Origin of the sequence: Bradyrhizobium sp. 2TAF36, from assembly GCF_052114925.1 — a bacterium.
Classification (GTDB): domain Bacteria; phylum Pseudomonadota; class Alphaproteobacteria; order Rhizobiales; family Xanthobacteraceae; genus Bradyrhizobium; species Bradyrhizobium barranii.
The window spans coordinates 1-12,032 of sequence record NZ_JBFRFR010000135.1 but is presented as its reverse complement, the minus strand read 5'-3'; the positions used below and the strand labels follow the sequence as shown (position 1 = coordinate 12,032).

At 64.3% G+C, this 12,032-nt stretch carries 11 protein-coding genes and 1 pseudogene; 7 read left to right on the top strand and 5 right to left on the bottom strand.

What is annotated here, in order from left to right; all coding sequences use genetic code 11:
• The 5 genes and pseudogenes from AB4Z51_RS41835 to AB4Z51_RS41815 form a co-directional block, all read right to left on the bottom strand.
• A pseudogene (locus AB4Z51_RS41835) lies at nt 1-300 on the bottom strand (Zn-dependent hydrolase); the annotation flags it as partial.
• A 19-nt stretch (nt 301-319) separates the two neighbouring features.
• Complete coding sequence (locus tag AB4Z51_RS41830) at nt 320-1,231, bottom strand: alpha/beta fold hydrolase (RefSeq protein ID WP_441499501.1); 912 nt, start codon at nt 1,229-1,231, stop codon at nt 320-322.
• An 11-nt stretch (nt 1,232-1,242) separates the two neighbouring features.
• The gene (locus AB4Z51_RS41825) at nt 1,243-2,388 is read right to left on the bottom strand and encodes a pyridoxal phosphate-dependent aminotransferase (protein WP_441499500.1); all 1,146 of its coding nucleotides are present in this window, start codon (nt 2,386-2,388) and stop codon (nt 1,243-1,245) included.
• A gap of 7 nt (nt 2,389-2,395) precedes the next feature.
• On the bottom strand, nt 2,396-3,175 hold the full coding sequence (locus AB4Z51_RS41820) for an SDR family oxidoreductase (protein ID WP_441499499.1): 780 nt from the start codon (nt 3,173-3,175) through the stop codon (nt 2,396-2,398).
• Between the two features lie 68 nt (nt 3,176-3,243).
• A complete protein-coding gene (locus AB4Z51_RS41815) occupies nt 3,244-3,921 on the bottom strand; it encodes a GntR family transcriptional regulator (protein ID WP_441499498.1) in 678 nt (225 codons plus the stop codon).
• A gap of 264 nt (nt 3,922-4,185) precedes the next feature.
• On the opposite strand from AB4Z51_RS41815, the gene AB4Z51_RS41810 reads away from it, so the two are divergent.
• The 7 genes from AB4Z51_RS41810 to AB4Z51_RS41780 form a co-directional block, all read left to right on the top strand.
• A complete protein-coding gene (locus tag AB4Z51_RS41810; RefSeq protein WP_441499497.1) occupies nt 4,186-5,049 on the top strand; it encodes an ABC transporter ATP-binding protein in 864 nt (287 codons plus the stop codon).
• Nucleotides 5,046-5,831 carry a class II aldolase/adducin family protein gene (locus tag AB4Z51_RS41805; RefSeq protein ID WP_441499496.1) on the top strand — a complete coding sequence of 262 codons (786 nt, stop codon included), beginning with the start codon at nt 5,046-5,048 and terminating at the stop codon, nt 5,829-5,831. Before AB4Z51_RS41810 ends, AB4Z51_RS41805 begins: the two co-directional genes overlap by 4 nt.
• Nucleotides 5,832-5,854: 23 nt before the next feature.
• On the top strand, nt 5,855-6,871 hold the full coding sequence (locus tag AB4Z51_RS41800; protein WP_441499495.1) for an ABC transporter substrate-binding protein: 1,017 nt from the start codon (nt 5,855-5,857) through the stop codon (nt 6,869-6,871).
• The gene (locus AB4Z51_RS41795) at nt 6,868-7,683 is read left to right on the top strand and encodes an ABC transporter permease (protein WP_441499494.1); all 816 of its coding nucleotides are present in this window, start codon (nt 6,868-6,870) and stop codon (nt 7,681-7,683) included. Before AB4Z51_RS41800 ends, AB4Z51_RS41795 begins: the two co-directional genes overlap by 4 nt.
• The gene (locus AB4Z51_RS41790; protein WP_441499493.1) at nt 7,680-8,438 is read left to right on the top strand and encodes an ABC transporter permease; all 759 of its coding nucleotides are present in this window, start codon (nt 7,680-7,682) and stop codon (nt 8,436-8,438) included. Before AB4Z51_RS41795 ends, AB4Z51_RS41790 begins: the two co-directional genes overlap by 4 nt.
• 4 nt (nt 8,439-8,442) lie before the next feature.
• Entirely contained in the window at nt 8,443-9,747 is a 1,305-nt protein-coding gene (locus AB4Z51_RS41785; protein ID WP_441499492.1) for an LLM class flavin-dependent oxidoreductase, read from the top strand.
• Nucleotides 9,748-10,719: 972 nt separating this feature from the next.
• Nucleotides 10,720-12,032, top strand: a 1,313-nt coding sequence (locus AB4Z51_RS41780) for a tyrosine-type recombinase/integrase (RefSeq protein WP_441499491.1), incomplete at its 3' end; no start/stop codon positions are given.

Here is a 12,032-nt window from a genome sequence, read left to right as displayed (position 1 = left end):
CGCGTCCCCTTGCTCCGCGAGTGAGATGACCGCCTCCAACGCCGCCATCACGCCGGCCGCACCGTCAAATTTGCCACCGGTCGGCTGGCTGTCGAGATGACTGCCAATGAGAAACGGCGGCGCGGCGCGATCGCAGCCGGCCAGCGTCAGGAACAGGTTGCCCGCCGCATCGGTCGACGGTGTCAAATCTGCCTCGCGGGCCCAGCCGATGACGCGACGCCATGCGGCAATCTCGCCGTCACTCAGCGCCTGACGATTAACCCCGCCGGCCGGCGTCGCGCCGATCTCGGCGAGCGCCATCAGCCGCGTCCAGAGCCGATCAGCGTTGATCAGGGGCTGGCTCGTCATCGACTACTTCGTGCGCATGATCTGGCCCGGCAGCGCGCGGATCGCGCGGCAGCCAGCGCCCGACCTCGACCTGGGCGATGAACTCGGCGAGCAGCGCGTTGAACGCCGCCGGCTCTTCCAGATTGAGCGTGTGGCCGGTCTTGGGGAAGACCGAGAGACCACAGGCCGGAATGGTCTTCTTCAGGAAGATGCCGGGCTGGAGGCAGTGATCGTCCTCGTCGCCGACGACGACCAGCGTCGGCACCATCATTGTCTTCAGGCCTTCTTCGAGATCGTAGAATGACGGCCGCCGCGCCTGAACACCGCGCATGGTGTTGGCAGCGCCGCGATCGGAATGGGTGGCGAGGAGATCGGCGAATTCCTGCCAGCCGCGCGGATCCTTGTTCTGGAACTGCACCCGGCTCGCACCGAGCACGTAGATCTTCGCGAATTCCTTCGCACCCTGCTTCTCGAAATTGTCGGCGACCTCGAGCGAGACGCCGCGAAAGTACTCCTCGAACTCCTTCTCGCAGCCATAGCCGGCACCGGCCACGGTGAGCGACAAAGCGCGCTCCGGCGTGCGCAGGCCGAAATGCACCGTGCAGAAGCCCCCCATGGAAAGGCCGACGATGTGCGCCTTCTCGATCTTGAGCGCGTCGAGCACGGCGATTGCATCGTCAGCGGCAATCGCCTGCGAATAGGCCTCCACGCTGTCTGGCACATCCGACGGCGGATAGCCGCGCGCTGCGTAGGTGATGCAGCGGTGGCGCCGGCTGAAATAGCGCAGCTGCGGCTCCCAGCTTGCGTGATTGCCGCCGAACTCGTGGATAAAGAGGATCGGCGTGCCCTCGCCCGCCTCTTCGACATGCAGCTTCACGCCGTCCTTCGCTGTGATCATCGTCATCGGCATCGTCCCTAGAATTGCGGCGGCAGGTCGTTGAGCATGCGCGCCTGCGCGACCATCTCCGGCAGCAGTGTGCAGAGTTTTTCGACCCACATTTGCGGCACGGAGGTGCTGATCTTGACGAAGCGGTCGCCGAAGCGCTGCGTATGATACGTGCCCTGGCGGATCATGATGCCCTGCCGGCGATAGCACTCGACCAGCGCCTCGGGACGGATGCCCGCCGCGATGGTCTCCAGCACCAGAAAGTTTCCGTGCGAGGGCATGATCGGCAGCGCCAGCCCTTCGATCGTGGCCGCCGCCTCCCGGATCATCGCCTTGTTGGCGCGGTCGGTGCTGCGCACCTTTTTCATCCATTCGGCCTTGACGGAAAGCCCCGCCTGCGCCGCACGCTGGGCGATGACGCTGGCACCGAGCACGCTCGTGGAGGTCTGCGCCAGTTCCTCGAACAGATCAGGCGCGGCGACCAGAGCGCCGATGCGCAAGCCAGCGAGCCCGAGCCATTTCGAAAAGCTGGTCGAGACCACCGAGCCTTTCGGGGCGACATGGAGCGCCGGCGTGTGGCCGTCGGCAAAGTCGCGGTAGGTGCAGTCATGCACCAGCAGCGCACCGCAATCGCGCGCGATCGCGGCAAAGCTCTCGATCTCCTCGCGGGTGTAGCGGATGCCGAGGGGATTGTTGGGATCGACGAGATAGATGACCGCGGTACGCTCATCAACATTCGCCTTCAACGCCTCAGGCGTCAGGCGGTAGTTGCAGGCGGGATCGTAGATCGGAATCTCGATCACCTCGGCGCCCTGCTGGCGCGCGAACAGGCACGGCCACTTCCAGGTCGGATCGGTCGTCACCAGCGTGGTGCCGGGCTTGCAACGCGCACGGCAGATCATCGCCAGCGCGTTGACGCCCCCCTCGGTCACCAACGCTTCTGCGTCAGGCACACCGAGATCGGCGACGATCGCGGCGCGCAACGCCTCGAAGCCGAGCGGCGGGGCATAGGCATTGAACTCGCCCGCCTCGATCGAGCGTAGCATCGCCTCGCGCACGGCGGGATGGCTCTCGATGTGGTTGGTGTTCTGGCCGAGCCAATAGAGCCCCGGCGTCGCCGAGAGCTCGTCGAAATAGCGGTTGCGGACCAGTGCCGTGGATTGAGGCTTCGACATCGATGCCTCAGATCACCGAGCCGCGCGCGGCAATGCCGCCGTCGATCGTCACGACCGTGCCGGTGATGTAGCCGGACCGCGGCGAAGACAGGAAGGCGACGAGATCGGCGACTTCTTCCGAGGTCGCGGGCCGCTTGCCCGGATATTTGTCGAACAGTTCCTCCCAGCGGCCTTCGTCACCAAGCATGTCGATCGCCTTGCGCTTCATGATCTTGAGCATGCGATCGGTTGCAACCGGTCCCGGATTGACCGCGACGACGCGGACGCCGTGATCGAGGCTGCGGCCGCCGAGCGCCTTGGTGAAGGACATCAGCGCCGCGTTGCCGGTGGAGCCTGCAATGTAGCTGGCGTCCCAGTTCTCACCGGAATTGCCGATGATGTTGATGATGACGCCGTCCTTGCCCTTCATGCGCGGATAATAGAGACGCGACAGCGTGATGTAGCCGAACACCTTGAGATCGAAGCCGCGGCGCCAGGCGGCGTCGTCGAGGATTTCCAGCGAACCGGCCGGGATGTCGCCGGCATTGTTGATGAGGATGTCGATGTCGCCGACTTCGGCCGCGAGCTTCTCCATCGCAGCCGTGCTCGACAGGTCGAGCGCGTAGATGGTGATCTTCACGCCAAAGCGGGCTTCCAGGTCGCGCTTGGCCTGGAGCATCGCTTCGCCGTTGCGGGCGGCGAGATGCAAATGACACCCCTCCGCGGCGAAGAGCTCGGCCACCGCAAGTCCAATTCCTTTCGACGCGCCGGTGATCAGGGCGGTCTTGTTCGTCAGCTTCAGGTCCACTCCGGGTCTCCAGGATGCAATCCAGATATACAAGGTCTAGCAATTTGCATACCAAGCGACATCAAGGGTCATTCGAAGGCGGCCAAGAAGTCCAGGAGGTTGTCGCCAAGCAGGTTGACGTGGTCGCGCATGGTGCTGTGCGCCCGCTCCGGATCATGGGCCAGGATCGCCTGCATGATCGCCTCGTGCTCGCGGACAGTGTCGGCGATCCGGTTCGGCATCCGCGTCACCCGGCGGCGATAGGCGGCCACCTGGTTACGCAGCTTGCGGGTCTGGTCGGCGAGGAAAGTGTTGCGCGAAGCCTCGTAGATCGCTTCGTGGAATTCCTGGTTGATGTCGTAGAAGACGTCGATGTCGCCGGTTTCGCCCGCCGCCACAAGCCGCTGGTGAATCTCGCCAATTTCAGTGCCCCAGGCCTGCGAGACGCGCCGGGCGGCGAGCCGCGCGCAGAGCCCCTCCAGCTCCGCCATGACCTGGAACATCTCGATCAGCGCTTGCGCCTTGATGCTGCGGACCGTTGCCCCCTGCCGGCCGCGCAGCTCGACCAGATTGTTAGCGGCCATCAGGCGGAACGCCTCCCGCACCGGCGTGCGCGAGACGCCGAAGCGCTGGGCGATCTCCTGTTCGTCGAGCCGGCTGCCCGGCTCGAGATGACCCGCCGCGATCGCGCCCTCGAGCTTCTGGCGCAGGTTCTCGGCGAGCGTCATGCCGGGGCTCGGCGCCAGGGACTCCTGCCCGTTTTTCACGCGTCTGCCTCCGACCTGTGCACCAATATCTGCCATCATGTTTCTCCGATATCAATATAAGTATACAAAATGGCACCCATCCTCCAGCGAAACGTCTGATTTTCTCTCGGAAGCGCGCGGAACTCCGCCATATTCGCCTGTCGATCTCGCAAGTCTTATGCCGGATTTGCCCAGAAATCGCACTGGCACACGAGTTGCTAAGAGATTTGGRCGCGGTCTGCTTTCGTATGCGAATGGCCGCCTCCATTATACAAGGACATCCCGGTGCAGGCTGCCCGCCTCCCCAATCCCGGACCGGCCACCGAAGCCCCGCAGGCCCACCCGAAGCCTGAGCCGCTGCTTGAACTGCGTGCGGTCAACAAGACCTTCGGCTCCGTCACGGCGCTTTCGGGACTTGAGGCGAGCGTCGCCCCCGGCGAGTTCGTCACCGTCGTCGGCCCAAGCGGCTGCGGCAAGAGCACCCTCTTCAACATCGTCGCTGGCCTCGAGGAACCGGACGCCGGCGGCATCCTGCGCTTCGAAGGCAAGAGCTGCCATTCGGCCGACCTGCTCGGCCGCGTCTCCTTTATGCCGCAGCGCGATTTGCTGTTCCCCTGGCGCAACGTGGTGGACAACGCCATCCTCGCGCTCGAGGTCGAGGGCATGCCGCGCGACCAAGCGCGCGCCAAGGCGCTGAGGATGTTGCCCGAGTTCGGGCTCGCCGGCTTCGAGAAGCAATATCCCAACCAATTGTCGGGCGGCATGCGCCAGCGCGTCGCCTTGATGCGCACCTTCCTGTTCGAGCGCGACCTGATGCTGCTGGACGAGCCGTTCGGCGCGCTCGACGCGCTGACGCGGGCGATGATGCAGCGCTGGCTGCTCGACGTCTGGCAGAAATACCGCCGCACCATTCTCTTCATCACCCACGACGTCGACGAGGCGATCTTCCTCGGCGACCGCGTGCTGGTCATGACCGCACGTCCCGGCTCGGTGAAGCTCGAACAGGTCGTCGAACTTCCCCGCCCGCGTCGACCCGAGATCGTCACCTCTCAGGAATTCGTGCGCCTCAAGCGCACGCTGCTCGATGCGATCGAGGAGGAAAGCATGAAATCGTTCCAATCCTCCATCGCGCAGGAGAAGACGCCGTGACCGCGATGTCAGCGAGAGAGGCCGCACCGCGCGGTATCGAACCGGCCGAATGGGATGCCCGGATCAAGCTCGCGGCCTGCTATCGCATGGTCGCCAAGCTCGGCATGGACGATTTGATCTATAACCACATCTCCCTGCGCGTGCCCGGCCACGACGACCAGTTCCTCATCAATCCCTACGGCCTGCTGTTCGACGAGATCACGGCGTCGAGCCTGGTGAAGATTGACACCAGGGGTAACAAGCTCGACGACACGCCACAGGCGGTGAACGTCGCAGCCTTCGTCATCCATGCGGCGATTCACACCTCGAACCACGACGCGGCCTGCGTGCTGCACACCCATCCCGACGCGAGCGTCGCGGTTTCCGGACAGGAGAAGGGCCTGTTGCCGCTCAGCCAGTTCGCGATGCGCTTCTACGACCGCCAGGCCTTCCACGACTACGAAGGCGTCGCCATCGACCTCGACGAGCAGGTCCGCCTGGTGCGCGATCTCGGCCCGCATAAGGTGATGCTGATGCGCAACCACGGCATCCTCACCGTCGGCCGGACGCCGGGCGAGGCTTTCATGCTGCTTTATTATTTCGAGCGTGCCGCGCGGATCCAGCTCCAGATGCAGGCGGCGGCTGCTGCCGGCGCCAAGCTGGTAATGCCGCCGCACGAGGTCTGCGAGAAGGCCGCGCGTCAGTTCTGGGAATTGCAGGGCGACATCCTCGTGCCCGGCGAACGCGAATGGCCGGCGCTGATGCGCCAGCTCGACCGCACCGATCCATCCTATCGCAATTGATTTTCACCGCCTGGAGTATGACCATGTTGAGCCGACGCCACGCCTTCTCCGTCCTCTCCGCCATCGCACTGGCGACCGGCTCGCTTGTCACGGCTGCGCCCGCAGCCGACTTGCAGAAGGCGAGCCTGCGGTTGAAATGGCTGCCGCAGGCGCAGTTCGCCGGCTTTTACGTCGCGGCGGCCAAGGGCTATTACAAGGCCGAGGGCATCGACCTCACCATCAATCCCGGCGGGCCCAACCTGCTGACCGAAAACCTTGTCGCGACCGGCGCCGATTCGTTCGGCCTGTCCGGCGGCACCGACAGCGTGTTCGCGGCGCGCGACAAGGGGCTGCCGATCGTCTGCATCGGCGTATCGCACCAGATCACCCCCTTCATCTTCGTCACCCGCAAGGACGGGCCGGTGAAGACGATTCAGGATTTCAAGGGCAAGACGGTCACCACCTGGTTCACCGGCGCCAACCATGTGCTCAACGGCATGCTGGCCAAGGAAGGCATCAAGCCGGATGAATTGAAGATCCAGCCGCAGCAGGTTTCGGTCACGCCGTTCGTCGACGGCAACGTCGACGTCATCACGGCGACCTATTACAACGAGTACTACACCATCCAGTCGCGCATGCCGAAGGATAGCCTGAAGATCTTCGTCGCCGAGGACTACGGCATCACCTTCCCGCGCGACACGCTGATCGTGGCCGAAGCGACCGCCAAGGAGAAGCCGGAGCTGGTCAAGGCCTTCCTGCGGGCGTCGCTGATGGGCTGGAAGGACGCCTTCGCAGACCCCAAGGGCGCCGTCGATACCGTGATGGCCGCAGCCCCTACCCTCGATCGCGCGCAGCAGGAATTCATGCTCACCGAAGTGAAGCGCCTGATGACCGCTGGCGCGGCGGCAAAGAACGGCATGTTCTGGATCGATGCCGATGCGGTGAAGACCGCTCACGACTTCTTCCTGAAATATGGCGTGATCTCCAAGCCGGTCGATCTCGCCGCCGCCTATGATGCAAGCTTCATCCAGAGCATCCCGGCGGCGGACCGGCTACCGTGAGCAGTCCTGCCGCGACATCGCTTGGTGATGGCCGCGCGGCTGCGCGGTCGATCGCAATGCCGGATTCGCTGCGCAAGCTGATCCGGCTGCTGGTCGGGCTCGCCATCGCGGCAATGATCTGGGAAGGCGCGGTGCTGCTGTTCGGCATCCGGCCCTATTACCTGCCGCGCCTCAGCACGATCCTGACGGCGATGGCGGCGACGCCGCGCGCCTATGTCGACGGTTTCCTGCRTACGCTCGCGGAGACGCTGATCGGCTTTGCTTCCGGCGGCGCGTTCGGCGTGCTCATGGGTGTCGCGTTCTTCCGCGTCCGCGCGCTGCGCGAGATGATCTTTCCGATTTTCGTGGTGTCGCAGACCATTCCGGTCATCGCCTTCGGCGCGCTGGTGGTGCTGTGGTTCGGCAACACACTGCTCGCCAAGGCGATCATCGCGTTCTACCTGACCTTCTTTCCGGTGACGGTGAACACGCTGCTGGGCCTCGAGACCGTCGATCCCAGGCAAGTCGACCTGATGCGCAGCTTCGGCGCCTCCAATCGCCAGCTCCTGCTTCGTTTACAGCTTCCGACAGCACTGCCGCAGATCTTCGTGGCGTTGCGCCTTGCCGCATCGCTGAGTCTCGTCGGCGCCATCGTCGGCGAATGGTTCGGCGACACCACGGGGCTCGGCGTGCTGCTGCTCCAGGCGATGTTCACCGAGAATGTCGTTGCGATCTGGGCCGCCCTGCTGGCTGCGGCCCTGCTCGGAACCGGGTTCTATGCGGTGGTAGCCGCGGTCGAGCGCCGGCTCGTGTTCTGGAACGCCGAGCAATGAGCCGCGCCCTTGCCTCACCCTCGCTCGCCGTCCAGCGCGGCATTCTGGGTGCCGTCCTCCTGGTCGCATGCTGGGAAGGCGCCGCGCGCGGACTGCATCTGCCGGCCTATGTTCTCCCCGCCGTCAGCGACATCCTCGCGGGCCTCTGGTCCAAGCGGGCAACGCTCATCGACGCCGCCGGCTACACCCTGCTCGAAGCGCTGGTCGGTTACGGGCTCGGCTGCCTGATCGGGATCGGCCTCGCCGTCGCCATCGCACTGGCACCGGCTCTGCGAACCGCGATCCTGCCGCTCGCAACGGCGATCAATTCGGTACCGGTGGTCGGCTATTCGCCGCTGATCCTGCTCTGGTTCGGCATCGGCGTCAGCTCGAAGATCGTGATGGTGGCGATGGCGGTGAGCTTCACCATCCTGCTCTCGATGCTGGCCGGGCTCGACCGGGTCGATCGTCGCGCCGTCGACCTCATGAAGAGCTTTGGCGCCAGTCGCTTCGGCGTGCTGTGGCGCCTGCGCCTGCCGACCGCGTTGCCGCTGCTGCTGGCCGGCATGCGCGTCTCCACGGTGCGCAGCGTGATTGTTGCGATCGTCACCGAAATGCTCGGCGCGCATGGCGGGCTCGGCTGGGTGATCTACCAGGCCGTGCTCCAGATCGACTTCGTCCAGGTCTGGGCGGCGATCTTCGTGGCGTCCGCCGCGAGCCTCGCCTTCTTCGGCCTGATCGGCTTCCTCGAACGCAAGATCCTGTTCTGGAGATGACGCCATGAAACGACAGATGCATCTCGGCCTGTTCATCCTGGGCACCGGCAGTCATGTCGCGGGCTGGCGCTATCCCGGCGCGGTCGACAGCTTCCAGGACTTTGCCTCGATCCAGCAGATCGGCCGCACTGCCGAGCATGGCAAGTTCGACCTGATCTTCATGGGCGACAATCTCTATGCCGATGCGGCCGCCCATCCCTCCTACACGCTGCGGCTTGAGCCGCTGACCATGCTGGCCGCACTCGCGACCTCGACCAGCCACATCGGCCTCGGCGCGACCGTCTCCACCACCTACAGCGATCCATTCTCGGTCGCGCGCGTTTTTGCATCCCTCGATCACATCTCGAAAGGCCGCGCGGCGTGGAACGCGGTGACGACCGCCAATCCGGCAACGGCGGCGAATTTCGGCACCACCCATCCCGACCACGCTCGCCGCTACGAGATGGCCGGCGAGTTCCTGGACGTGGTCAAAGGCCTGTGGGACGGCTGGGCGGATGACGCCATTGTCGCCGACCGCACCAGCGGCGTCTACATTGATCCGGCGAAGCTGCGCGCGATCGACCATGACGGCGCGTTCTTCAAGGTGAAGGGCCCGCTCAACATCGGCCGCAGCCCGCAAGGCCGCCCCGTCGTGCTGCAAGCCGGCGGCTCCGAGGCCGGCCAGGCGCTTGCCGCGCGGACCGCCGATATCGTGTTCTCGGTGGTGCAGGACATCGAGGAAGCCAAGGCCGGCTATGCCTCGCTGAAGACGCGGCTGCCGGCGTTCGACCGCAGGCCGGAGGATGTCACGGTGCTGCCGGGCGTGATGCCCGTCGTCGGGCGCACCGACAAGGAGGCGTTCGAGAAGCTCAACGTGCTCCAGAGCTTTGTCAGCGGCAGCAACGCACTCGCCATCCTGTCCGACCGCTTCGGCCGGGACATGTCGGCCTACGATCTCGACGGACCGATCCCGGACATCTCGCCGTCCGACAACTATCACAGCTTCGCCAGCGTCATGCTCGCCAAGGGCCGCCGCGAGAACATGACGCTGCGCGACCTCTACAATCTCACCGCCGCCGCCCGCGGCCATTGGGTGCTGTGCGGCTCCGCCGAGCGCATCGCCGACACGCTCCAGCTCTGGTTCGAGGAACACGCCGCCGACGGCTTCAACGTCATGCCGCCCTATTTCCACGAAGGGTTCGAGGATTTCGTCCAGCTCGTGGTTCCTCTTCTGCAGGAACGCGGTCTGTTCCGCGCTGAGTATGAAGGCACAACATTGCGCGATCACCTCGGCCTGCAGAGGCCCGGGAATGCGTTCTTCGAGCCCTAGAGTTCGATGCAGATCGCAGACCTGCCGCACCAAGGTTGCGTAGGATCCATTCCCGCGACCTACTTGCGCTTTCCTTTTGGGCCAGACGCGCAACTTCTGCGGAGTCATATCAATACAAGATATCGACCCACACTGGCCTTCAAAGGATTTTTCTTGATCTATCGGTGCACACGTCGTGCACACACCGGCTTCTAACCAATTGAAAAACTTGGGGTCTCGTTCCAATCCATCATGGGCAAGTTTGAGCTAGCTTCAGACGAACGGCGCAAATCAGAGAAAGCTTCATCAAATAGCTAGTCCGCGCTCCGTCGCTAGCCTTGCATCGACACCTGGCAGCTTTTTTGGGGATCCGCCACGAGAACGTGCTTGGCAACCGGCCGACGGAGGGTAGCCGCACGTATGACCACAGGGAAGCAGGCTAGCTGTATCCTGGCGCGAATGAGACACACCCCCGCGTTCTCGCGGCGGATTTCCCCCGAGCTTTGCATCTCCGCCTGCCCTCTCAGTCAAGAGGGCGCAGGGAAGGTCGGTGCCGGCTGGCACCCGCGGTCCGCTGCGCGAAAGGACACGCAGGAAGAGCCGCACAGCAGCATACAGGTGAAGCCCAACACACAGCCTTCCCTGCGCAGTGGTCGGACGGCTTATGCCGCGCTCTCCCGGGAGCCGAGTTCCTTCTGGCCTCCCTCGCCCCAGCGAAATTCACCGGCATCGCGCCGGTTGACGCGATTGTCGCCTCCGCAAGAGCTTGCAACGACGGCCAGGACCACACGTCTATATTTTGGCATTCGGTGAAACACGCCGAAACTAAGAAAACCCTTTGAAATAAGCACTTTTTGCGTAGGCTTGTTTCGGGCGGTTCCTGCGGAGTTCGCCAAATCTAGGGCCGGGACCTAAACGCTTCAGCGTCCGCACGACAAACTGAAAGCTCAAGTCCCGGCCCTTTGGTCTCAAGCCTTTAGGAGCCGAAACCACATGGAGACTACCATTGCCGCCGCCCCCTTAGGCAAGAGGGGTCGCAAGAGCAGCGTCATCCTGACCGACCGCATGTGCGAGAAGCGGGTGACCGAGCGCACCAAAATCTACGACCGTAAATGCCCCGGCCTCTACGTCAGCATCACCACGGCCGGCCCGTCGAACTTCTCGTTCAAGTTCACCGATCGGACCACGGGCAAGCAGCGCACCGGATGGCTCGGCATCTATAACCCGGAGACCTTCACGGTCGAGGATGCCCGCAGCAAGGTCTACGGCCTCAAAGGCATGGGCGGCAACGCGCTTACCCAGACCTTCCGCGACCAGAAGGCGAAGGCCGCGCAGAACGGCAAGACCGTCTCCGAGATCATCGAGGAGCGGATCAACTGGATGAAGACGCCCGTCCGCAAGCCGGACGGCGAGATGCGGCCCCGGCTGGAGGCGTGGGAGAACACGGCCAGCCATCTGCGGCGCTTCGTGGGTGCCCGGCTCGGCAAGAAGCTGGCGCGAGAGGTTACCAAGAATGACATCGCGACGCTGTCCAACGACATCGTCGGGGGTGAGTTCGGCAAGCCGTCGGTCAGCAATGCGCGGCATATGCGGAAGGCGGCCAGCGCCCTCTTCAATTGGGCGGCCGAGGCGGGCCGCGACTACGTCAGCGCGTCACCTTGCATCAGTCTTCCGAAGCTCGATGCGGAACACGCCCGCACCCGCGTTCTTTCAGAGGACGAGATCAAGATATTCTGGCACGGCCTCGACGATGATGTCCTGTTGGCATCATGGGATCGCCGAACGCGGCTCGCGCTGAAATTCGAGCTTGTGACCATGCTGCGGTCGAGCGAGCTGCTTGGCGCGCACCGCGACGAACTATTCGACCTCGACGGCGAGAACCCGCGCTTTGACGTGCCGCTCAAGCGGGTCAAGAAGCGCCGGGTGATCCAGCAGCCCCTCTCCGGTCTCGCGGTCGAGATCATCAAGGAAGCCTTGCGGGGATCGAACAAGCAATACGTCTTCGCCTCCCCGCTCGGCGATCAGCCGCTGCACCGCAAGGCCATGGCGGACGCGCTGCGCGGCGACAACCGCAAGGGCAAGGTGAGGACGCCCGGCATCTGCGCCCTGCTCGGCCTCAAGCCGTTCACGCCGCACGATCCGCGCCGGACGGCGGCAACCTTGGCCGGCGACCTCGGCTTCGATGATGCGTGGATCGCGAAATGTCTCGACCACGCCGCGAGCAAGAAGGCCGAGGTCGTCGTGCCGACCGTCACCGGCAAGGTCTACAACCATTCCAAGCGGATGAAGGAGAAGCGCGCGGTGCT

Coding starts and splice junctions, on each gene's coding strand:
- AB4Z51_RS41825 (WP_441499500.1), bottom strand. CDS start 2,388: ATGTCGAAGCCTCAATCCACGGCACTGGTCCGCAACCGCTATTTCGAC.
- AB4Z51_RS41800 (WP_441499495.1), top strand. CDS start 5,855: ATGTTGAGCCGACGCCACGCCTTCTCCGTCCTCTCCGCCATCGCACTG.
- AB4Z51_RS41790 (WP_441499493.1), top strand. CDS start 7,680: ATGAGCCGCGCCCTTGCCTCACCCTCGCTCGCCGTCCAGCGCGGCATT.
- AB4Z51_RS41830 (WP_441499501.1), bottom strand. CDS start 1,231: ATGACGATGATCACAGCGAAGGACGGCGTGAAGCTGCATGTCGAAGAG.
- AB4Z51_RS41785 (WP_441499492.1), top strand. CDS start 8,443: ATGAAACGACAGATGCATCTCGGCCTGTTCATCCTGGGCACCGGCAGT.